20 protein-coding genes are annotated in these 21,205 nt (G+C 64.3%); 6 read left to right on the forward strand and 14 right to left on the reverse strand.

All coding sequences use genetic code 11. The features are described from left to right. Window positions 1-2: 2 nt before the first annotated feature. The 3 genes from NLM31_RS39290 to NLM31_RS39300 form a co-directional block, all read right to left on the reverse strand. The gene (locus NLM31_RS39290) at window positions 3-734 is read right to left on the reverse strand and encodes an amino acid ABC transporter permease (protein ID WP_254134520.1); all 732 of its coding nucleotides are present in this window, start codon (window positions 732-734) and stop codon (window positions 3-5) included. Window positions 735-864: 130 nt separating this feature from the next. Then, a complete protein-coding gene (locus NLM31_RS39295) occupies window positions 865-1,776 on the reverse strand; it encodes an amino acid ABC transporter substrate-binding protein (RefSeq protein ID WP_254134521.1) in 912 nt (303 codons plus the stop codon). 98 nt (window positions 1,777-1,874) lie between these two features. After that, window positions 1,875-3,260 carry a M20 family metallopeptidase gene (locus NLM31_RS39300; protein WP_254134522.1) on the reverse strand — a complete coding sequence of 462 codons (1,386 nt, stop codon included), beginning with the start codon at window positions 3,258-3,260 and terminating at the stop codon, window positions 1,875-1,877. Window positions 3,261-3,512: 252 nt separating this feature from the next. Here NLM31_RS39300 and NLM31_RS39305 point away from each other — a divergent pair, with 252 nt between their 5' ends. Continuing rightward, window positions 3,513-4,892, forward strand: coding sequence for an LLM class flavin-dependent oxidoreductase (locus tag NLM31_RS39305; RefSeq protein WP_254195710.1), 1,380 nt, complete (start codon window positions 3,513-3,515; stop codon window positions 4,890-4,892). Window positions 4,893-4,986: 94 nt separating this feature from the next. Here NLM31_RS39305 and NLM31_RS39310 read toward each other — a convergent pair whose 3' ends face one another. Next, entirely contained in the window at window positions 4,987-6,648 is a 1,662-nt protein-coding gene (locus tag NLM31_RS39310; RefSeq protein WP_254195711.1) for a thiamine pyrophosphate-binding protein, read from the reverse strand. A 276-nt stretch (window positions 6,649-6,924) separates the two neighbouring features. After that, a complete protein-coding gene (locus NLM31_RS39315) occupies window positions 6,925-7,428 on the reverse strand; it encodes a GFA family protein (protein WP_254134525.1) in 504 nt (167 codons plus the stop codon). Between NLM31_RS39315 and NLM31_RS39320 the strand changes: the two genes are divergently transcribed. Next, entirely contained in the window at window positions 7,421-7,594 is a 174-nt protein-coding gene (locus NLM31_RS39320) for a hypothetical protein (RefSeq protein ID WP_254134526.1), read from the forward strand. The genes NLM31_RS39315 and NLM31_RS39320 overlap by 8 nt on opposite strands. 11 nt (window positions 7,595-7,605) lie before the next feature. On the opposite strand, the gene NLM31_RS39325 is transcribed toward NLM31_RS39320, so the two are convergent. Next, window positions 7,606-8,733 carry an alkene reductase gene (locus NLM31_RS39325; RefSeq protein ID WP_254195712.1) on the reverse strand — a complete coding sequence of 376 codons (1,128 nt, stop codon included), beginning with the start codon at window positions 8,731-8,733 and terminating at the stop codon, window positions 7,606-7,608. A 120-nt stretch (window positions 8,734-8,853) separates the two neighbouring features. Then, a complete protein-coding gene (locus NLM31_RS39330; protein ID WP_254195713.1) occupies window positions 8,854-10,350 on the reverse strand; it encodes an aldehyde dehydrogenase family protein in 1,497 nt (498 codons plus the stop codon). A 192-nt stretch (window positions 10,351-10,542) separates the two neighbouring features. On the opposite strand from NLM31_RS39330, the gene NLM31_RS39335 reads away from it, so the two are divergent. Continuing rightward, window positions 10,543-11,388 carry an SDR family NAD(P)-dependent oxidoreductase gene (locus NLM31_RS39335; protein ID WP_254134529.1) on the forward strand — a complete coding sequence of 282 codons (846 nt, stop codon included), beginning with the start codon at window positions 10,543-10,545 and terminating at the stop codon, window positions 11,386-11,388. Window positions 11,389-11,397: 9 nt separating this feature from the next. Here the strand turns inward: NLM31_RS39335 and NLM31_RS39340 are convergent, their stop codons facing one another. Beyond that, on the reverse strand, window positions 11,398-13,095 hold the full coding sequence (locus tag NLM31_RS39340) for a protease pro-enzyme activation domain-containing protein (RefSeq protein ID WP_254195714.1): 1,698 nt from the start codon (window positions 13,093-13,095) through the stop codon (window positions 11,398-11,400). Window positions 13,096-13,256: 161 nt separating this feature from the next. Here NLM31_RS39340 and NLM31_RS39345 point away from each other — a divergent pair, with 161 nt between their 5' ends. After that, window positions 13,257-14,816, forward strand: a complete 1,560-nt coding sequence (locus NLM31_RS39345; protein ID WP_254195715.1) for an NAD(P)/FAD-dependent oxidoreductase — start codon at window positions 13,257-13,259, stop codon at window positions 14,814-14,816. Window positions 14,817-14,819: 3 nt separating this feature from the next. On the opposite strand, the gene NLM31_RS39350 is transcribed toward NLM31_RS39345, so the two are convergent. The 6 genes from NLM31_RS39350 to NLM31_RS39375 form a co-directional block, all read right to left on the reverse strand. Beyond that, window positions 14,820-15,026, reverse strand: a complete 207-nt coding sequence (locus tag NLM31_RS39350) for a hypothetical protein (protein WP_014491844.1) — start codon at window positions 15,024-15,026, stop codon at window positions 14,820-14,822. 72 nt (window positions 15,027-15,098) lie between these two features. Continuing rightward, window positions 15,099-15,512, reverse strand: a complete 414-nt coding sequence (locus NLM31_RS39355; RefSeq protein ID WP_164933673.1) for a Rieske (2Fe-2S) protein — start codon at window positions 15,510-15,512, stop codon at window positions 15,099-15,101. A gap of 5 nt (window positions 15,513-15,517) precedes the next feature. Then, a complete protein-coding gene (locus NLM31_RS39360; protein ID WP_254195716.1) occupies window positions 15,518-16,630 on the reverse strand; it encodes an amidohydrolase family protein in 1,113 nt (370 codons plus the stop codon). Between the two features lie 14 nt (window positions 16,631-16,644). Then, a complete protein-coding gene (locus NLM31_RS39365) occupies window positions 16,645-17,709 on the reverse strand; it encodes an amidohydrolase family protein (protein WP_254195717.1) in 1,065 nt (354 codons plus the stop codon). Window positions 17,710-17,929: 220 nt separating this feature from the next. Then, on the reverse strand, window positions 17,930-18,205 hold the full coding sequence (locus tag NLM31_RS39370; protein WP_254134534.1) for a YiaA/YiaB family inner membrane protein: 276 nt from the start codon (window positions 18,203-18,205) through the stop codon (window positions 17,930-17,932). Window positions 18,206-18,245: 40 nt separating this feature from the next. Beyond that, window positions 18,246-18,941 carry a PspA/IM30 family protein gene (locus tag NLM31_RS39375; RefSeq protein ID WP_254195718.1) on the reverse strand — a complete coding sequence of 232 codons (696 nt, stop codon included), beginning with the start codon at window positions 18,939-18,941 and terminating at the stop codon, window positions 18,246-18,248. 102 nt (window positions 18,942-19,043) lie between these two features. Here NLM31_RS39375 and NLM31_RS39380 point away from each other — a divergent pair, with 102 nt between their 5' ends. Next, a complete protein-coding gene (locus NLM31_RS39380; RefSeq protein WP_254134536.1) occupies window positions 19,044-19,667 on the forward strand; it encodes a TetR/AcrR family transcriptional regulator in 624 nt (207 codons plus the stop codon). Between the two features lie 77 nt (window positions 19,668-19,744). Further along, complete coding sequence (gene hydA, locus NLM31_RS39385; RefSeq protein ID WP_254195719.1) at window positions 19,745-21,199, forward strand: dihydropyrimidinase; 1,455 nt, start codon at window positions 19,745-19,747, stop codon at window positions 21,197-21,199. Window positions 21,200-21,205: the final 6 nt, after the last annotated feature.

Below are 21,205 nucleotides of genomic sequence, written 5' to 3' on the forward strand. Positions count from 1 at the left end.
TGCTATTTCCCCGTGATGTAGCCGGGGATCGCGACGTAGCGCTCGAGATAGCGCATCGCGGTCACGACGACGGCGTTGACGAGGAGATAGAGGATGGTCGCAGCCGTAAAGGCTTCGAACACCTGGAACGAGAATTCCTGCATCGAGCGGGCCTGTCCGGTCAATTCGATCAGGCCGATGGTGATGGCGACCGCGGTGTTCTTGATGGTGTTGAGGAACTCCGAGGTCAGCGGCGGCAGGATGATGCGGAACGCCATCGGCAGCAGCACGTAGCGATAGCCCTGCACCGTGGTCAGACCAAGCGCCGTCGCGGCCATCTTCTGCCCGCGCGGCAGCGAGGAGATGCCGGCCTGCAATTGCACCGCGACGCGCGCCGACATGAAGAAACCGATGCCGATCGCCGCCGTCCAGAACGGCGCGTTCGGCAATTGCTTCAGCCACAGACCGGCGGCCTTCGGCAGCAATTCCGGCAGCACGAAGAACCACAGGAACAGCTGCACCAGCAGCGGCATGTTGCGGAAGAACTCGACCCAGCAGAAGCCGAACCAGCCGGCGGCCTTGGAAGGCAGCGTCCGCATCACGCCGACGATCGAGCCGAAGATCAGCGCGATGATCCAGGCGAGCACCGCCGTCTTCAGGGTCAGCACCAGCCCCGACAGCAGCATGTCGAGATAGGTGCCGGTCCCCATCGGGTTCGGCTCGAAGAAAATTCCCCAGTTCCAGTGGTAGTTCACGTGTCCCCCGCGCGAACGCGCCAATCAAAATTGGCTCGAAAGAAGTTCTGGGCGCCTATGCAAATGTCCGGCCACTCTGGTGTCAAGAGTGGCCGGACATGATCCCGATCCCGAGGGATCGAGGTATATCTTACTTATAGTCGTCCGGGTTCGGCGAGTCCGAAGGTTTTGCGAACTCGTTCTTCAGTTCGGCCGAAATCGGCGTGTTGAGGTTCAGGCCCTTCGGCGGGATCTTGGCGGTGAACCACTTGTCGTAGATCTTCTGGCCTTCGCCGGAGGTATAGAGCGCAGCGGTCGCCGCATCGACCACCTTCTTGAAGGCAGCGTCGTCCTTGCGCAGCATGATGCCGTAGGGCTCAGGCTTGGAGAACGCGTCCTTGGAGATGACGTAGTCGTCCGGCGTCTTCGAGCCGGCAACCAGGCTCGCGAGCAGAACGTCATCCATCACGAAGGCGACTGCGCGGTCGGTCTCGACCATCAGGAAGGCTTCGGCGTGGTCCTTGGCCGGGATGATATTGGCACCCAGGCTCTTGGCGACATTGGCCTCGGTGAGCTGCTTGATGTTGGTTGTGCCGGCGGTGGAGACCACCGTCTTGCCCTTGAGATCGTCGATCGACTTCAGCCCGCTCGACTTCTTGAAGACGTAGCGGCTGGCGGTCAGATAGTGGGTGTTGGTGAAGGCGACCTGCTTCTGGCGGTCGGCGTTGTTGGTGGTCGAGCCGCATTCGAGGTCGATGGTGCCATTCGCCATCAGCGGGATACGGGTCGCCGAGGTCACCGGATTGAGCTTCACCTCGAGCTTGTCGAGCTTGAGCTCCTTCTTCACGGCGTCGACGATCTTGTAGCAGATGTCCATCGCGAACCCGACGGGCTTCTGGTTGTCGTCGAGATAGGAGAACGGGATCGAGGAATCGCGGAAGCCCAGCGTGATCGCGCCGGTGTCCTTGATGTTCTTCAGCGTGCCGGTCAGCTCTTCGGCGCCGGCCTGGCTGACGACAAAGGTCGCGGCGAGCGCAAGGCCGATGTGACGGAAATGTTTCACTTTTTCTCCCCTTTCAGGATGATGCGGCCGGATGCAAGCACATCTGGGCCCGGATTAGAATGTGACTTTCGGCTGGATGCCGGCTCAGGTTAACGGGCTCAGGCGAGTGGCTTGGGCAATTCGCCGAGATCCCAGAACAGCCCGGCCATCACCGTCAAGGCCTCTTCGGTCAATGGCAGCAGGATGTGCTCATTGGGCGCATGCTGGGAACAGCCGGGGTAGGAGTGCGGGACCCAGATCGTCGGCAGGCCCAGGATCTCGGAAAACACGTCGTTCGGCAGCGAGCCGCCGAAGTTCGGCAGCACCGCCGGCGCCTTGCCGGTGGTGTTTTGGACTGAATCCGCGGCCCATTTGATCCAGGGACTGTCGAAATCGGTGCGCGAGGCCGCAAAGCTCTGCGCCGCCCGCACCTCGACCATCGGAAAGCCCTTTGCGACCAGATGGGCGCGGACGGCATCGATCAGGCCATCAACCTTGGTGCCGACCACGAAGCGCAGTTGCAGCACGGCATTGGCGTGACCGGGAATGGCGTTCGCCGGCTTCCCGATATTGCCCGACGACATCGCCAGAACCTCCAGCGTGTTCCAGGCATAGAGCCGCTCGGCCGCGGACAGACCGTCCTCGCCCCAATTCTCCGCAAGCGCCGGCTCGTCCTCGGTCGGCACCACCTGCACATCGGCAAGATAGCTGCGGATCTGGTTGGTGAGCCGCGGCGGCTTGAGGGCATCGAGCTGAAGCCGGCCGTGGCCGTCGACCAGCGTCGAAATCGCGTTGACCAGGATGGTCGCGGGGTTGGCGAGCACGCCGCCCCAATTGCCGGAATGATGGCCGCCGTCGCGCAAGGCCACGTCGAGATGGATGCGGATGCCGCCACGGCAGCCGAGGAACAGCGTCGGCCGATCGGCCGACAGCCGCGGCCCGTCGGAGGCCATGAACAGATCGGCCTTGAGCGCGTCGCGGTTGAGGTCGCAGACCTTGCCGAGATCAGGCGAGCCGATCTCCTCGCCCATCTCGACGATGAATTTTGCATTGAAGCCGAGCTTGCCGCCGCGGGCCGCGCGCACCGCGCGGAGCGCGGCCATGTTGATGCTGTGCTGGCCCTTGTTGTCGGCCGTGCCGCGGCCATAGAGACGAATGCCTGCCGCCGTCGTGCGCCAGGGATCGCGCCCATCGCGCCATTCGCCTTCCATGCCGTCGACGACGTCGCCATGGCCATAGATCAGCACGGTTGGTGCAGACTCACTCTCATGGTGCTCGGCGAACAGGAATGGCGACTTGCCGCTCGGGGATTCGACCAGACGGCTGGTAAAATCGAGCGCGGCAAAAGCCGGCACCATCTCCTGTTCCAGATAGCTGCGCAGCTCGGCACCGCGCGACGGATTCTGGCTTTCGGTCCGATACGCGACGCGGCGGTCGAGTTCAGCGAGGAACGCACCGGATTGGAAGTCGTCCCGGGCGCGGGCGATGGCGTCGGCTCTGGTCATTGCTTTCGTTTTCAAGGTTTCGAAGCGGGAGAGCGTAGCGGGCTACACTGGGCCTCGAAAGTGGCGGGGACTGGATAGTTCTTGGGTCGATCTTGCGATTTCGTTCTTGCGCTCTTGAGATTGGCTTGCCAAGGGCTGGAGTACCGCTGATTTTGGCCTTGCCAATGCCCAAGCATATGCAAGAACGTCGCCAAGTTGGGGCGCACATCTATCATTCGAAGAGCGCTCAGTACAGGGCGCCAGGGGACCAGCATGGCCAAGCAGATCAGGCTCAACGCATTCGCGATGAATTGCGTCGCGCATCAATCACCGGGCCTGTGGACCCATCCACGCGACCGCACCGCCGAATATAACCGCCTGCCTTACTGGATCGATCTCGCCAAGACACTGGAACGCGGTCGTTTCGACGGATTGTTCCTCGCCGACGTGCTCGGCGTCTACGACGTCTATGGCAATAGCCCTGACGCAGCCTTGCGCAATGCAGCACAGACACCGTCGAACGAGCCGCTCCTTCTGCTCTCGGCGATGGCCGCGGTCACCAAGAACCTCGGCTTCGGCGTCACCAGCAACCTTTCGTTCGAACCGCCCTACCCGTTCGCACGGCGGATGTCGACGCTCGACCACCTGACCGAGGGGCGGATCGGCTGGAACGTCGTTACCGGCTATCTCGACAGCGCCGCACGCGGCGCCGGCAAGGACAAGCAGACCGGGCATGACGACCGCTACGACATCGCCGACGAATATATGGAGGTGGTCTACAAGCTCTGGGAAGGAAGCTGGGAGGACGACGCGGTGCTGCGCGACCGCAAGCGCGGCATCTTCACCGATCCCGGCAAGGTTCATCGCGTCAATCATGAGAGCGCGAATTACCGCATCAACAACACCATCCATCTCAGCGAGCCATCGCCGCAGCGGACGCCGGTGCTGTACCAGGCCGGGACGTCGCCGCGCGGGCGGCAGTTCGCCGCCAAGCACGCCGAATGCGTGTTCATGTCGGGCCCGTCGGCCAAGATCATTGCGCCGCGGGTCTCCGCGATCCGCGAGGAAGCCGCCAAGTTCGGCCGCAACCCGGCCGAGATCCTGATGTTCAACATGATGACGATCATCCTCGGCAACACCGAAGCGGAAGCTGCGGCGAAATATGCCGACTACCGGTCGCACATCAATCCGGAAGGCGCGCTTGCCTTGATGTCGGGATGGACCGGCATCGATTTCTCCGGCTACGAGCTCGACCAGCAGGTCCGCCACGTCCAGAACGATGCCGGCCGCAGCGCACTCGACAACGTCACCCGCGGCGACCCCGACCGCGTCTGGACCGTGCGCGACGTCATCGAACATGTCGGCATCGGCGGCGCCGGCCCGGTCGTGGTGGGTACGCCGGAAAGCGTCGCCGACAAGATCGAGGATTGGTTCGAGAAGACCGACGTCGACGGTCTCAACGTCGCGTTTGCGATCTCGCCCGGCGATTTCGAGAACATCGCCGACATGCTGGTGCCGGAGCTGACCAAGCGCGGGCGCTACAAGTCCGAGTATGCGAAGGGGACATTGCGCGAGAAACTGTTCGGCGACGGCCGCGCCCGGCTCGACGCGCCGCATCCGGCGGCTGGGTATCGGGTGGGGAAGAAGGGGTAGGCCCCAGCTACGCGTTCAGCCGAACTACATCCGCAATCACCACTGCGTTCCCTCCCCCCTTGCGGGGGAGGGAGCAGAGCGGAGCACGCGGCGCCTACACCTTCCCGTCCACCATCACCTCGATCAGCTTGGTCCCCGGCCGGTTGAACGCCGACGCCAGCGTTGCCTTCAGCTCACGGGGATCGCTGATCTTGATCGCCTCGCAGCCAAGCGCCTTCGCCACGCCGGCGAAATCCACGGGCGGATCGGCAAAATCCATGCCGACGTAATTGTCATCGCCATGGAAGGCGAGCAGGCGCTGCTTGATGATGCGGTAGCCGCCATTGTTGGCGATGACGACGTTGAGCGGCAGCTTGTGGTGCGCGGCCGTCCACAGCGACTGAATCGAATACATCGCGCTGCCGTCGCCTGAGAAGCACACGACGGGCCGATCCGGACTGGCGATGCTGGCGCCGACCGAGGCGGGCAAGCCCCAGCCGATGCCGCCAGAGGCAAGGCCGTGATAGCCATAGCGGTCGCGGTGCGGACGCAAGTTAGTGATCTGACGGCTGGACGTGAGCCCTTCGTCGACGAGGATCGCATGATCGGGCATCGCCTCGACCATTTGCAGCACGAGATAGTCGGGATCGATGGGGCTGCGTCCCGCGGTCTTGCCGATCTGCTCGACCAGCACGGTACGCCGCGCGGTCCAGTTCTTCGGCGCGAGCTCGGCGAGACGCTGTTTCGCACGCTGCGCCAGCGATACGCCGCCCATCTCCTTCAGCACCGGGATCAGCGCGCGCAGCGTTTCCTTCACATCCGCCTTCAGCGCAATCTCGGCGCCGTAATTCTTGGCGATCTCCCAATCGACGAGGCCGATCTGAACGATACCGAGCCCGTCGGGAAGTGCATCGACCTCGCTATAGACGGACATCCGCAACGGATCGCCGCCGAGCGCGATCAGCAGGTCGTAGGGCGCAAGCGTATCGCGCGCGACCTTCTGCACGCGCGCCAGCGTGCCGACAAAGCTTGGACTCTCCGACAGGAAGTGCGAGCCATACGGCGTGGAGGATTGGTAGGCGGCAGCCCCGAGCAGCTCGGCGAGTTCAGCGGCCTCCTTCAGCGCATCGCTCTTGACCACCTCGTCCATGGTCACGATCACCGGACGCTCGGCCTTAAGTAGCCGCGCGGCAAAAGCCCTGAGCGCTTCATCCGACGGCTTGACGCGCGCGTCGATGCGGGTGGAGCGGCCGAGATCGATACCAGCCTCGCTGTTGAGGATGTCGCCCGGCAGCGAGATGAACACCGGCCCGGTCGGCGGCGTCATCGCAACCTTGGCGGCGCGGCGCACGATGCGCGGCAGGTCTTCCAGACGCGTCACCTCGACCGCCCATTTCACCAGCGGCTCGGCCATCCGCACCAGCGGGCCATAGAGCACCGGCTCCATCAGCCCGTGGCCCTGCTCCTGCTGGCCCGCGGTCAGGATCATCGGCGTGCCCGTGAACTGGGCGTTGTAGAGCGAGCCCATGGCGTTGCCGAGTCCCGGCGCAACATGGACGTTGCAGGCGACGAGCTTGCCGGAGGCGCGGCTGTAGCCATCCGCGATCGCCACCACCAGGCTCTCCTGCATCGCCATCACATAGGTGAGATCGGGGTGGTCCTTCAGCGCATGCATGATCGGCAGCTCGGTGGTACCGGGGTTGCCGAACAGATGCGTGATGCCCTCGTCCTTGAGCAGCGCGAGAAAGGCGGAACGGCCGGTGATCTTGTTCTTCATGTTTCCTCCAAGGAGCGGACGTTGCCGCAAGGACTGAAAGCATGATGGCCGAAAGTTCAGGAGGCGCGCAAGGAAGCGTGGTCATGGCTGCCTTGCGCGGGCGCGCCGAACGCGACTCTCGTGTCCCGGACGCGCTGCAACGCGCAGCGTTGCTGCGCAGAGCCGGGACCCAAGAGGCGACACGGCACCATACGGCGAGATGGGCCCCGGCTCAGCAGCGCATCACCGAAGAGGTGCTGCGCTGCGTCCGGGGCACGAGAGCCATGTACGCGGCGGCTACATTTCCTCCCGACCCAGCTCGAAAGGATCCTCGCCGCTAGCGCGCTTCTTCTTTTTCGAGCGCTGCCAGACCACGCCCGGAAAGCCCTTCAACGGCACCAGCGGCTCGCCGGTATAGGCCCATTCCTGCAGCTCCTCGATCGCGATGTGATAGAGCGGCTGGCGACCGGTGCGCTCCTTGAACAGGGCGCGGGGGATGTTGACCATGTGCGGACCGCGCGGACGCTCATAGGCGATCGGCGTGCCGCAATGGGCGCAGAAGCTGCGCGCGGTCTTGGTCGCCTTGTCTTCATAACGTGTCAGCATGGTCTTGCCGGAGGTGATACGAAAACGCTTCTTCCAGCTGCCGACATAGGTGGCGTAGGCCGCGCCATGAGCACGGCGGCTGGCCGCGGAGTGATCATGCCAGGCCCAGCGCGCGGGGATGTCGATCTCGAAGGTGACCTTGCCGCAGAGGCACTGGCCGGTGGCAGTTCCTGCGGCGACTGCGGCTTTGGCCATGGTCTCTCCTCATCGTCATGGCGCGCGACAATACACGATCGTCATTCCGGGGCGCGACGAAGTCGCGAGCTATGATGCGCAATTGCGCATCGGAGAATCCATCGAACCTCAGGTTCAGGCAGAGGAATGGATTCCGGGCTCGGCGCTACGCGCCGCCCCGGAATGACAGGAGAGAGATCAGGCCGGCGTCAGTTCGTCATACCCCGGATAATCCGTATACCCCTTCTCCTCGCCACCATAGAACGTCGCACGGTTATACGGCGTGATCGGGTAATCGTGCTCAAGCCGACGCGGCAGATCGGGGTTGGAGATGAAGATGCGGCCGAAGGCGATGATGTCGGCGTGGCCGTCTGCGATCGCGGCATTCGCCGTCTCGCCGGTGAAACCACCCGCGGTCATCAGCACGCCGCTGTAGTGCGGACGGAACAGCACCATGGCCGACGGCACGTTCTCCCAGTGGACGTCGGCACGGCCGGCGCCGCTGGAGCGCGGCTCGATCAAGTGCAGATAGGCGAGGCCGAGCTTGTCGAGCGCCTTCACCACATGGGTGTAGAGCGGCATCGGGTCGGGATCGGCGGAATCGTTGGCGATACCGTGAGGCGACAGCCGCACGCCGACGCGGTTCGCGCCCCAGACGTCGATCGCGGCCTGGGTCACTTCGAGCAGCAGACGGGTTCGGTTCTCGATCGAGCCGCCATATTGATCGGTGCGCTGGTTGCTGCGCGATTGCAGGAACTGCTCGAGCAGATAGCCGTTGGCGCCGTGGATCTCGACGCCGTCGAAACCGGCGGCGAGCGCATTCTTCGCGCCCTGCCGGAAAGCCTCGACGATGCCCTTGACCTCGTCCGTCTCCAGCGCGCGCGGCGTCTCGTATTCGGCGATCTTGCCGTCGGCGGTCATCGCCCGCATGCCTTCGGCCTTGATCGGGATCGCCGAAGCGGACACCGGCAGCTCACCACCATGGAACGAGGAATGCGAGACGCGGCCGACATGCCAGAGCTGGAGGAAGATGATGCCGCCCTTGGCATGCACGGCGTCGACCACCCTGCGCCAGCCGGCGATCTGCGCCTCCGAATAGATACCGGGGGTTGCCGGGTTGCCGCGGCCTTGCGACAGCACCGGAGAGGCTTCGGCAATCAGCAGGCCGCCAGGCGTAGCGCGCTGACCGTAATATTCGGCGTTGAGCGGCCGCGGCGAAAAGCTCTCGCGCTCCGCGCGCATGCGCGTCAGCGGCGCCATCGCGACGCGATGCGCGAGCTTGTACGGACCGACCTGCAACGGTTGGAACAACGCCTTGAATTTCATGGGGGCCCCGGATGTCTTTGAAAGGATGCGGATCATATAGCGAGGGGCGGCCACCGGAAAAGGCGCCGCCCCTCACAAAAGCAGATATTCCCTCGCGCGGAACGCGGCAGAGAACAGGCCTTACGCCGTCTTGACCCAGACGGCCTTGACGTTGAGATATTCCTCGACGTGCTGCTTCCCGGACTCGCGGCCGTAGCCGCTCATCTTGTAGCCGCCGAAGGGCACTGCGGGGTCCATGGCCTGATAGCAATTCACCCACACCGAGCCGGCACGCAGACGCTTCGCAACCGCATGCGCCTTGGTGACATCACGCGTCCACAGGCCGGAGCCGAGGCCGAAGGTGGTGTTGTTGGCGCGCTTGACCAGTTCGTCCATGTCCTTGAACGCGATCGCGGAGATGACGGGACCGAAGATCTCTTCCTGCGCGATGCGCATGTTGTCCTGGACGCCGGCGAACACGGTCGGCGAGACGAAGAAGCCCTTGGCAAGCGCGCCTTCCGTGACGCGGCCGCCGCCGGCAAGCGCCCGCGCACCTTCCTTCTGGCCGATGTCGAGATAGCCGGTGACGCGCTTGAGTTGCTCCTCGGACACGAGCGGGCCAATCTGCACATTGGGATCGAGGCCGTTGCCGACCTGCAGCTTCTTGCCGAACTCGGCAACGCGGCCGACGAACTCTTCATAGACCGACTGCTCGACGAACAGGCGCGTGCCGGCGCTGCAGATCTGCCCCGAATTGGCGAACACCGCCATGGCCGCGCCCGGCACGGCGGCATCGAGATCCGCATCCGCGAACACGATGTCCGGCGACTTGCCGCCGAGCTCGAGCGAGACGCGCTTGAGGTTCCCGGCCGAGGCACGGATGATCGACTGGCCCGTGATGTGCGAGCCGGTGAAGGCGACCTTATCGACGTCATGGTGCGAGGCGAGCGCGGCACCGGCGGTCTCGCCGTAGCCCGGCACGACGTTGACGACGCCGGGCGGAATGCCGGCTTCCATCGCGAGCTCGGCGATGCGCAGCGAGGTCAGCGGCGCCTCTTCGGCGGGCTTGAGCACCACGGTGCAGCCGGTCGCGATTGCAGGTCCGATTTTCCAGAGCGTCGCGGTGAGCGGGCCGTTCCAGGGAATGATGGCGCCGACGACACCGACGGGCTCCTTCAGCGTATAGGAGAAGATTTCGCCAGGCAGCGAGTTCTCGATGGTCTCGCCGTGGATCGCGGTGGTCTGGCCGGCATAGTAGCGGAGCATGCCGACGGCGCGGAGGCGATAGGCGCGGGTGCGGCTGAGCGGCGCGCCCATGTCGAGCGTGTCGAGCTGCGACAATTCGTCGAAATTCTTCTCGACGAGGTCGGCGAGCCTCAGCAGCAGATTCTGCCGCTCGAACGGCTTGACCTTGCTCCAGGGTCCTTCGAAGGCACGGCGGGCGGCGGCGACCGCGCGGTCGATGTCTTCCTTGTCGCCCTCAGCCACGGTTGCGAGCAACTCGCCGGTGGCGGGGTTATGGGTCTCGAAGCGCTTGCCGGAAGCGGCATCGACCCACTTCCCGTCGATCAGCATCTGCTTGTAGGAGCCGTTGGCGAACGGATGACGCGTGATCGGAATAGCCTGCGACACAGCCATGGCTGCACTCCCTAGGTTAGCTCATTGATTGGATTCGATCTGGCTCGATCGTTAGGTCGCGCAGAATACAGCGGTGCCGGATGAGCGTAAAGGCGGCGCGGAACGAAGATCTCCCATGCCGACTTGTACAGGCTCGTGCGCGTGCCATGTTATAGCTCGACCGAACGCAACGCCATGTCCCGGAGAATAGCCATGCCGCATCCTGTCATCACCAAGGGCAATGTTGCCGTGATTACCGGGGGTGCATCCGGCATCGGTCTCGCCGCCGCCATGGCGTTTGCGCGCGCCGGGATGAAGGTGTGCATCGCCGATGTCGATGCGGGCCGGCTGGCCGAGGCCGCAACAAAACTGTCATCGATTGCGGGTGCAGCGAATGTGATGACGTCCGCGATCGACGTCAGCCGGGTCGAAAGCGTGACGGAACTGGAACGCGCCGTGGGCGCGCATTTCGGCGGCACCGATCTGCTGATGAACAATGCCGGCATCCAGCCGGGCAGCACAATGTTCGGCGAACCCGACAATTGGCAGCGCATCATCGGCGTCAACATGTGGGGCATCATCAACGGCGCGCGCATCTTCGCGCCCAACATGATCGCGCGCGGCAAGGCCGGCCTGATCATCAACACCGGCTCCAAGCAGGGCATCACCACCCCGCCCGGCGATCCCGCCTACAACGTCTCCAAGGCCGGCGTGAAGGCGTTTACGGAAGCGCTGCAGCACGAGCTGCGCAACACGAAAGACTGCCACATCACCGCGCATCTGCTGATCCCCGGCTTCGTGTTCACCAACCTCACCGCCAAGGGCCGCACCGAGAAGCCGGCCGGCGCGTGGACGCCGGAGCAGACCGTCGATTTCATGATCGCGCGGCTCGAGGCCGGCGATTTCTACATCCTCTGCCCGGATAACGATGTACCCCGCGCGCTCGACGAGAAGCGCATGCTTTGGGCCGCCGGCGACATCGTCGAGAACCGTCCGCCGCTGTCGCGCTGGCATCCGGATTACGCGGATGCGTTCAAGAACTTCGTCGACCGGAGTTAGCCCGGGCGATCAGCTCAGCGCCAGCAGAAGCGCGGTGCCGATCGGCACGCCCCAGCCGGACACCGCATCGAACCCACGCCTCGCTTCGTATCCGACGCCGGGCTTCGGCCTGGATACGTTGTGGCCGATGGTGATGTCGTAGCAGACGAGATCTCCTGTCGGCCGGCCGAGCGACGATTTGCGATAGAGCAACGGCGCGAGGAAGCGCTGCCGTTTCTCCGGCGGCAGGAGCGCATTCACGCGCGCGATGAGCGCAGCCAGGAGCGGCGCAGACGCGCTGGTTCCACCGCCGTAATCCGCCTTGCCGCGGAAGATCATCGCGTAGCCGGGCGGGCCGGCAAGCGCCGCGATGTCGGGCACGATGCGCCCCCACCGACCGGAACCGTTTAGCGACGCAATATCGAGTCCGCGCTGCCACGCAGGACGCCGAAAGACCTCGCTGACTCCTCCACCTGTCGCCCCGCCTCCCGCCTTCATGCGCCGCCCCGGCGTCTCCCACCACACTTGCTCCGTGACCTCGCCGCCAAGACGCGTAATCATCGTGCCACCGACCGCGAGAACGAACGGGCTGCAACTCGGAAAATCGACATGAGCGGCGCCGTCGGTCTCCTCGTCGCCCGCGCCATCGTCGCCGGAGGCGCCGCAGATCGTGATGCCCAGCGCGGCAGCTGCCTGGAGCCGCTCGTTGATGGCCGTACGTGCCGCCGGCGACCAATCACTGGAATCCTCTGCAGACCCCCAGCTTATCGACAGTGCGACCGGCCTGTCCTTGATGACGCGATTCAGTAAATCGACCCAGCCCTTCTGATCGAACGTCGCAAAATAGACGGACAGCTCGGCACCGGGAGCCAGGCCCGCAGCCACCTCGACGTCCATCATCACCTCGCCGGTATCGTCGAGCGCGTCCTGACGATCGTCCTTTGGCAATCGCTCGATTTGCCTGCGGTTGCGCACCGGCCAATTGATCGAGACGATCTCGACCTTGGGCCTCTTGCGACCGAATGTCCTGCAATGGAGCGCGAGGTCCTCGGCAAAATAGCCGCCACCGAACTCTGCGATTGCGATCTTCTGGCCGGCGGCATCCCCGGGCGGAAAATGATACAGCGCCTCCAGCGACGACGGGCTGAGCGGCGTCAAACCAGCGCCGATTCTCGCCCTGCTCCGCCACATCACACGCCGCTGGCCGAATCCGATCAACGCGGTGACGATCTTCTTCAGCGAAGCAGGAATCTTGTAGTCGTCCTCTCGATCGCGGAATTGCCCCTGATCCTCGCTCCAATAAACGCCGAGGCGGGGCTGAAACGCCTTCTCCATCTCCGCGACGGTCCCGCTCACGCGCATGCTGCGCGTCTCAAGCGAGACCTCCTCGACCTTGAGGCCGAATTTGCGCAGAACCTGTGACACCTTGTCGGCGTCGCTCTTCGAGGCACTGTATCTTGCCCTGAACTGGGCCCGCGACAACGCTCGACGTCCGAGCTTGTCGCCATCCGGCAATTTCGGTCCACGCAATGTCAGCGTGATCTCGACGTGCTGACGCGGATTCTCGTCGCGCAGACGCCTGGCCCCCGCAGTCGGCGGGCGCGCACTGCCGGACACGACAACAGGGCGCGTTACCGCACCTGCCGATCCGGCCTTGTCGTCTCGCTTTGCGACCTTGCGATGTGCGGCCGACCGGCGGCCGGTACGCGCCTTAGCCTTTGATGCCATATCCGAGCCCCCGCTCTCGACACGACCAAAGGTTGCAGGTTATCGTCGATCCCCGGACCCGTCAAATCTGAGGCCCGCCCGGCACTTTCCGCCGCGCGTTTCCGACCGGCCCTCGACGGTTCTGATTTTTCGATTTTGATTTCGACCTGAGGATTTCAATCATGCGCTCGATTTTCGCACGTCTCAATCGCCGCTACGGCAGGAAGTTCATCGGCTTCGACCGCCAGAAGCTCGTCAGCTCGACCCTTGCCAACGCAATGGTCGTCACTGCGGCCACACCTCCTCGCGACATGCCACGCCCGGCGCGGGCGGCGCCACGGCCGCGCGTCACGATCGTCGGCGCGGGACTCGGCGGCCTGATGGCCGGCTACACTCTCGCGCATTGCTGCGACGTGACGATCTTCGAGGCGCGCGAGCGCGTCGGCGGTCGCGTCTGGAGCAAGAACAAGTCGAGCGGCGTGGTCGAAGCGGGTGGCGAGCTGATCGGCTACAATCACCCGCTGTGGTTGGCCCTGGCGCGCCAATTCCGGCTGGGACTCTCGCTGTTCACGCTGGACTCCAATTTCGACGCGCTCGATCTCGATATGCCGATCTATCTCGACGGTCGAAAGATCTCGAACCCGTTCGCGCTCAAGACCCTGTTCGAGCAGATGGAGGCGGCCTTCGGGCGGATGGCAAGGCGCGCGCGGCACGTGCACAAGCACGCACCCTGGCTCACGTCGGATGCCGACGCGCTGGACCAGCAATCCATGGCGGACTGGATTCGGGGCGAACATTGTTCGCGTCTCGCCAAGCTCGCGATAAAGGAGCAGTTCAGCAACGACGCAGGGCAGCCGGTCGAACGGCAGAGCCTGCTCGCCAATTTCGCGGTGGTGCATGGCGGCGCATTGAAGGGACATCCGGCCGCCTTCTTCACCCAGACCGAGACGCTGCGCTGCTCGGAGGGCAATCAATCGCTGGCCGAGCATCTTGCCGAGGAGATCAGGAAGGTCGGAGGGGTGGTGCATCTGTCCACACCCGTCGTCGCTGTAGACATCGACAAGGAGGGCGTGACGATCACGCCCGAGGGGGCAGCTTCCCATCTCGCCGACTATGTCGTGCTTGCGATACCGCCGAGCCTGTGGCCGGGCGGACGCTTCGCCAAGATCGAGATCACGCCGCAGCTCACGCCCGACCATTACATCTCGATGGGGACGGCCGTGAAATACCTCAGCCCGGTCAAGCGCCGCTTCTGGATCGACCATGGGCTGGCGCCGGCCGCGACTTCGAGCCGCTTCGGCGTCACATGGGAAGGCACCGACAACCAGATCGCGCCGCGCGGCCGCGAGGTCGAGCTCAGCCTGTTCGCCGGCAGCCGACCGGCGCAGCTGGCTATTCGACAATGGGAACGCGGCGGCAAGACCGCGGTCGATGCCTTCTACGCCTCACGGATCGGCCAGGTCTATCGCGGCTATCAGGACAATCTGTCCCAGCCGCCGGACTTCATCGCGTGGCCTGCAGATCCCTGGACCGGCGCCGGCTATTCCTGCCCCGCGCCCGGCGAAGTCACGCGAGCCGGCCCGCTGCTCAACAGCGCATTTCACAAGCGCATGTATTTTGCCGGCGAGCACACCTGCTTTGCCTATTACGGCTACATGGAAGGCGCGTTGCAATCCGGCCTGAAGGCAGGGACGGCGATCCTGAGGGCGACCGGACGCACAAGTCGGCGCCGGTCGGCCTGAGCGTTACAGCGTCTCTTGCTGGTGCCCGCAATTCTTGCAGGCGAACTTGACGCGGCTCTGGCCTTTTTCCGCCTGGACCCGGTTTGGCGCGCCGCACTTGCCGCAGACGGCCTCGATGCGGGTCGAGCCCTGCTTCACGACGATGGTCTTCTTTTCCATCGATTCGCGGATCAGGCGCTCGGCCTCTTCACGCAGGGATTGTTTCGACAAAGCTGGTCTCCGCCTCTGAAAGCGCGAGAGCCATATCGCACTTGCGTACGAATCTCAATCGGCAATGCCGGCTCAGACCTCGACAATCACATAACTGTCTTCGACATGCACCGGAAACGTTTCGGCCACATACGGGCCTTTCTGCAACTCGTCACCGCGTTCCACCGCAACCGGATATGACCGGATCTTGAAGCGCTTGGGATCGAACCAGGACTGGCCGTTGCGCATGTCGAATTCCCAGCCGTGCCAGGGACAGCGCAGCATCTCTCCGACGCGCGAGCGCTCGTAGACGCCCGGCTCGGGCGAGGTCAGCCGCGCCACGCAGGCCGCCTTCTCCAGCGGCGCGCCTTCATGCGGGCAGCGGTTCAGGAGCGCAAAGAACTCGCCATTGACATGGAACACGACGATATCGCGGCCCGCGACGTCGACGACCTTGTTGCCGCCGGGCGGGATCTCCGAGGTGGATGCAACGATGTGACGGGCCATGGGACTCAGAACTTGTAGACCGCACGGGCATTGGTGCTGAAAATCTTCCTGCGCTCGGCCTCGGTGAGCGGCGTCTTGAAGGCAAAGCGCGGATCGTCGAAATCCCAGTGCGGATAGTCCGACGAGAACAGCAGGCGATCGACGCCGACCCATTCGATCAGCGCGCGCAGATGCCGCGCCTCGTCAGGCTCGTCAATCGGCTGGGTCGTGAACCAGAAGCTTTCGCGGACATATTCCGACGGCTTGCGCTTGAGATGCGGCACCTCGCTACGGAACCGCTCGAAATGCTGGTCCATCCGCCACATCGCCGACGGGATCCAGCCGAAGCCGCCCTCGATGAAGACGATCTTCAGTTTGGGAAACCGTTCCGGCACGCCCTCAATCACGAGGCTGGCAAGCTGCGCCGCGATGGTGTGGGCGTTGGATTGGTGCTCTTCGACATAATAAGACGGCCAGCCGCCGCCGGTCGGCGCGTGGCCGCCATAGCCGCCGACATGGATCCCGAGCGGCAGGTCCAGCGCCTGCGCGCGCTCGTAGATCGGCCAGTAGCGGCGGCGACCGAGCGGCTCGTTGGCACGCGGCGAGACGTTGATCTGGATGTATTCACCGACTTTCGCGCAGCGCTCGATCTCGGCGATGGCAAGATCCACACCGTCCTGCCCAACCAGGATCGAGGCCTTCAGGCGCGGATCGCGGTGCGACCAGAACGCCAGCTGCCACTCGTTGATGGCGCGCTGGATCGCCGCGCCGAATTCGAGATTCTGCTGCGAGAAGATGAAGAGATCGAGCACCTGCAGGATCCCGAACTCGACATCGAGCGGATCGAGATGCTGCTTCTGCATGAAGGCGAGGTCTGAACCGGGCGGCCCGCCGGTCGGCGGCCAGGCGTCACGCCGCGCGATCAGCGGCGATGAGCGCGGATAGGGCGTGGTGAAGAGATAGGGCGTGCGCAGATGGCTGCCGTATTCCTTCAGATGCTGCTGCCAGCGCTTCGGCAGGAACTCGTTGAGATCGTCGTGCGAATGCAGGCTCGGATGCACGTCGCAATCGACGATGCGCAAGCGCGAAGCGGCAGGCTTCTCATCGTCGCGCAGCGGGCGGTCGATGACTTCACTCATGCGAACCTCCTGGATCAGTTGACGAGCGACAGCCGCGGAAACGTCTCCAGCGGATTGTCGACGCACATCTTGTCGATGATGCTCTTCGGCAGATGCGGCGGGATCGGATCGTCGCCGTCGAACTGCCAGTGCGGATAGTCGGACGCAAACAGGAACATCTTGTCGGAGCCGATCTGGTCGATGATCTCCAAGACGCTTTTGGCATCGCCCGGCGCATCGAACGGCTGCATGGTGACGCGGAAATTGTCGCGGATGATCGCGGCCGGCTCGCGCTCGACCCAGGGCACCTCGACGCGCACGCCGCGCCAGGTCTTGTTGGCCCGCCACATGAAGGCCGGCAGCCAGCTGACGCCGGACTCCATCAGCACGACGTTCAGGTTCGGAAACTTTCCGAACACACCCTCGTAGATCAAGCTCAGGATCTGCGCCTGAAACGCCTGCGCCTCGACGAAGTAATATTCGTAGCGGTGCGACGGCCAGCCGGCCGAGCTCGGTGCCTGCCGATATTGCGTGCCGGCGTGGATCGCGAGCGGCAGCCTGTACTTTTCAGCAAGCTGGTAGACCGGCCAGAAATGCCGCCGGCCCAGCAGCGTCTCGCCCTGCGCCAGCACCAGGATGGAGACGAAGCGATTGTCGCCGGCGCGACGCTCGATCTCTTCGATGGCGAGATCCGGCGCCTGCATCGGCACCACGATGGAGGCACGCAGGCGCGGATCGCGCGAGAGCCATTCGGCCGCAATCCAGTCGTTGATCGCCTTGCAGAAGTCCGCCGCCATGTAGGAATCGAACACGGCCTGCGCGCCATAGAGCACGTTGAGGATCGCGTGGCTCGCGCCCAGTTGGTCGAAGGCGCCCTTCTGCACCATCGCCAGATCAGAGCCGGGCTTGGCACCGTTGGCCGGCCGCCAGTCGGCGCGGCCGGAAAACGGCATGCTTGGCGGATAGGAGGTGAGGTCGAGGCCGTCGATCGCGCGGCTCACCACCTGCTCCTTCCAGTGATCGCTGAGATAAGGAAGCAGCGTCGTGCGCGTGCCACCAACCGCCGGGTGGATGTCGCAGTCGATCCGCGTCACCGCCATGGATGCTTCCTCGGGCAATCTTTATTGGCGGCGTTCGTTTCCCGCGCCGCCTCGGCAGAGTGCTCCGGCAGGTGCCGACGCGCAAGGGCGCAGACCTGCGCGATCCGTCATGGCTCGGTTGCATTTCGCAGGCGCGATACGAGGTTTGGCGGAATGCACGCCGGCGCCGAAGCAGCGGAGTGGATTGCTCCGCTGCATCCTCGCGTCTTGTCTATGCCTATCAAGCCGCCTTGGAGACTTCCATCAGCAGGCGCTCGGCCTTGGCATCTTCGATGCGGTTCACCAGCCGGCTGCTCTCATGGTTGTCACGCACGGTCTTGGTCAGAGTGATACAGGTCTGGATCAGCATCACGATACCCATCGTGAGATAGCCTTTCATCCAGAGATCGATCGGCAGGAAGAAGATGCCGATCGCGACGAGAAAGGCGGACGCTGCAAAGGACACGTAGGTAAAGGTCACCCAGGCGCCGCTGTGGGGTTGGCCGTTCTGGTTCATGATTATCTCCTGTTGATTCGAATGATGATTGAGCTTGAGATCAGGCAGTCGGCATGCGCTTGGACTTCAACCGCGCCAGCACATCGTCCGCGGTCGTCTTGAGCCGGGGACCAAAGCCCTGCTCGGCGAGTTTCTCGGCGGTGGCGAGCGGACCGGTGGCCGCATCGAGCTCGACCAGCGCGTCATCGGCGGCCTGGGCCTCCATCTGTCGCTCGCGCAGGCGCCTCAAGGTGCTCTCCGCTTCCGGCAGCGTGGATTCGTAAGGGCGTGCCGCCTCGATGCCGCTGCGGCGAAGCGAGCGCACCGCTTCCGAGGCGCGGGCGACACGGCGGCCGCGATCGAGCTCGGTGATGCGGGCCTGCGCATTTGCGACATGCCGCTTCAGCCGGGCGATCTCGGCCGCGAACAACGCGCGCGCGGTCAGCGCCGCGTCGCGGTCGGCCTCGAGGCCGGCGATGGCATCGGCCGCCTCCTTGGCGAGATCCTCGCGGCCGCCATCGAGCGCTGCGACCGCGCGGGTCTCGAGATCGGCGATTCGGGCGACGGTCGCCTCGAGCTTGCCGCCTTCCTGCTGGTCCTGGGCGATCGCCAGCGCCAGCGTCCGCTTGCCGCGCTCGACGGCAGCAGCCGCATCGCGCATCTGCTGGTCGAGGATCAGAAGAGCCGTCCGGTCTTCCAGCTCCTCGCCGGCTGCGGCCACGCTGCCGCGGAAAAGTGTCACTACGGTCTTGAACATCTGCAGCTCCCTGTTATGAGCGTTGCTCACAGATCCTTTGTAGCATCGACTTTGAACATCGTTCAATAAATATTTGAGCGGCGCTCAAGAAATTGGTTAAGAATGACTAAAACCTTGGAGCGTCGAGAGAAATTGCGAACCGACCTGATCCAGGCGGCTGAGCGGATGATCGCCGAGCGGGGATTGGCCGGGCTGAAAACCCGCGATCTTGCCCGTGAGATCGGCTGCGCCAATGGTGCGGTCTACAATCTCGTTGCCGATGTGGACGAGCTGGTCCTGCGCGTCGGCTCGCGCACGCTGCTCCGGCTCGACGAGGCGCTCAGCGCGGCGGTGCGCGCAGGCAATCCATCGCCAAAGGAGACGCTGGTCCGCATCGCGATTGCCTATTGCGATTTCGCCGCAGACAATCTCCAGCTCTGGCGCGCCCTGTTCGAGCACCGGATGGAGATCGAGAAGGCCCTGCCCGACTGGTCGGTCGATGACCAGTTGCAGTTGTTTCGCCACATCTACCAGCCGCTTGCTGCGTTGTTACCAAAGCGAAATGCGGAGGAGCTCGGCATCACCGCACGCAGCCTGTTCTCGGCCGTGCATGGCATGGTGGCACTAGGACTGGAGCAAAGGCTGGTCGCCGTTCCCCTGCCGGCGCTCCGCAAGGAGATCGCAGGCCTGGTGCAGGCGATGATCGACGGCTTGATCGCGCGCGAGCCAGCCGCAAAGCCTGACTAAACTTTCGCCTGTCGCATCGCAGCCGACACGCTTAGCTTTCGCCGCGTCCCGTCCTCCCTGCTCTTCCCGGAGTTCCCATGTCCCTCCTCATCCGCGGCGGCACCGTCGTCAATCATGATCATTCGCGCCGTGCGGACGTGCTGATCGAAGGCGACAGCATCGTCGCGGTCGGCGCAGCCATCACGGCGCCGACCGGCGCGGAGATCGTCGATGCGGGTGGCGCCTATATCATTCCGGGCGGCATCGATCCGCACACCCATCTCGAAATGCCTTTCATGGGCACGGTCACGGCGGACGATTTCGAGTCCGGCACCAAGGCGGCGCTGACCGGGGGCACCACCATGGTGGTCGATTTCTGCCTGCCGGATCCCGGCCAGTCCATGCTCGCGGCCTACCAGGAATGGCGCCACAAATCCGAGAAGGCGGCCACCGACTACGGCTTCCACATGGCGGTGACGTCATGGTCGAAGCAGATCTATGACGAGATGGAGACCGTGGTCAAAACCTACGGCATCAACACCTTCAAGCACTTCATGGCCTACAAGGGCGCGCTGATGGTGAACGACGACGAGCTCTATAACTCGTTCGCGCGCTGCGCCCATCTCGGCGCCATGCCTGTCGTGCACGCGGAGAACGGCGACGTCGTCGCCCTGATGCAGGAGGCTCTGATCGCACGCGGCGTCACCGGCCCCGAGGGCCACGCCTATTCGCGACCGCCGGAAGTCGAGGGCGAAGCCACCAACCGCGCCATCATGATCGCTGATATGACGGGAACGCCGGTCTATATCGTTCACACCAGCTGCCGCGAGGCGCACGAGGCGATCGCGCGGGCACGGGCCGCGGGAAAACGCGTCTATGGCGAACCGCTGATCCAGCATCTGTTGCTCGATGAGCGCGAATATCAGAACAAGGACTGGAATCATTCCGCACAGCGCGTGATGTCGCCCCCGTTCCGCGACAAGTCGCATCAGGACAGTCTTTGGGCCGGCCTGCAGTCCGGCTCGCTTCAAGTGGTCGCGACTGATCACTGCGCCTTCACCACCGAGCAGAAGCGGTTCGGGCTCGGCGACTTCAGAAAAATCCCGAACGGTACCGGCGGCCTGGAAGATCGTCTCGCGCTGCTGTGGACCGCGGGCGTCGCCACCGGGCGGCTGACAAAGGAGGAATTCGTCGCGGTGACTTCGGCGAACATCGCCCGCATCCTCAATATCTATCCGCGCAAGGGCGCGGTCGCCGTCGGCTCGGATGCCGACATCGTGGTTTGGGATCCAAATGCGACGAAGACCATCAGCGCGAAACGGCAGATGAGCCGGATCGACTACAACGTGTTCGAAGGCTTTGCCTGCACCGGCGGGCCGGCCGCGACGCTCTCGCGCGGTCGCATCGTGTGGAAGGATGGCGGTCTGCGTGCCGAAGCGGGCGACGGACATTATGTCGAGCGGCCGGCCTTCTCGCCGGTGCACGTCGCCAATTCAACGTGGAAAGAGCTGACCGCCCCGCGCGCGGTGCCACGCGGAGCGGTGACGCCGTAGCAACCC

This window comes from Bradyrhizobium sp. CCGUVB4N (genome assembly GCF_024199945.1).
Classification (GTDB): Bacteria; Pseudomonadota; Alphaproteobacteria; order Rhizobiales; family Xanthobacteraceae; genus Bradyrhizobium.

Excerpts from the sequence above, each read along its gene's own strand:
- NLM31_RS39300 (WP_254134522.1), bottom strand. The coding sequence starts at position 3,260 with ATGACCAGAGCCGACGCCATCGCCCGCGCCCGGGACGACTTCCAATCC.
- NLM31_RS39305 (WP_254195710.1), top strand. The coding sequence starts at position 3,513 with ATGGCCAAGCAGATCAGGCTCAACGCATTCGCGATGAATTGCGTCGCG.
- NLM31_RS39310 (WP_254195711.1), bottom strand. The coding sequence starts at position 6,648 with ATGAAGAACAAGATCACCGGCCGTTCCGCCTTTCTCGCGCTGCTCAAG.
- NLM31_RS39315 (WP_254134525.1), bottom strand. The coding sequence starts at position 7,428 with ATGGCCAAAGCCGCAGTCGCCGCAGGAACTGCCACCGGCCAGTGCCTC.
- NLM31_RS39325 (WP_254195712.1), bottom strand. The coding sequence starts at position 8,733 with ATGAAATTCAAGGCGTTGTTCCAACCGTTGCAGGTCGGTCCGTACAAG.
- NLM31_RS39330 (WP_254195713.1), bottom strand. The coding sequence starts at position 10,350 with ATGGCTGTGTCGCAGGCTATTCCGATCACGCGTCATCCGTTCGCCAAC.
- NLM31_RS39335 (WP_254134529.1), top strand. The coding sequence starts at position 10,543 with ATGCCGCATCCTGTCATCACCAAGGGCAATGTTGCCGTGATTACCGGG.
- NLM31_RS39340 (WP_254195714.1), bottom strand. The coding sequence starts at position 13,095 with ATGGCATCAAAGGCTAAGGCGCGTACCGGCCGCCGGTCGGCCGCACAT.
- NLM31_RS39345 (WP_254195715.1), top strand. The coding sequence starts at position 13,257 with ATGCGCTCGATTTTCGCACGTCTCAATCGCCGCTACGGCAGGAAGTTC.
- NLM31_RS39355 (WP_164933673.1), bottom strand. The coding sequence starts at position 15,512 with ATGGCCCGTCACATCGTTGCATCCACCTCGGAGATCCCGCCCGGCGGC.
- NLM31_RS39360 (WP_254195716.1), bottom strand. The coding sequence starts at position 16,630 with ATGAGTGAAGTCATCGACCGCCCGCTGCGCGACGATGAGAAGCCTGCC.
- NLM31_RS39365 (WP_254195717.1), bottom strand. The coding sequence starts at position 17,709 with ATGGCGGTGACGCGGATCGACTGCGACATCCACCCGGCGGTTGGTGGC.
- NLM31_RS39370 (WP_254134534.1), bottom strand. The coding sequence starts at position 18,205 with ATGAACCAGAACGGCCAACCCCACAGCGGCGCCTGGGTGACCTTTACC.
- NLM31_RS39375 (WP_254195718.1), bottom strand. The coding sequence starts at position 18,941 with ATGTTCAAGACCGTAGTGACACTTTTCCGCGGCAGCGTGGCCGCAGCC.
- NLM31_RS39380 (WP_254134536.1), top strand. The coding sequence starts at position 19,044 with ATGACTAAAACCTTGGAGCGTCGAGAGAAATTGCGAACCGACCTGATC.
- hydA (WP_254195719.1), top strand. The coding sequence starts at position 19,745 with ATGTCCCTCCTCATCCGCGGCGGCACCGTCGTCAATCATGATCATTCG.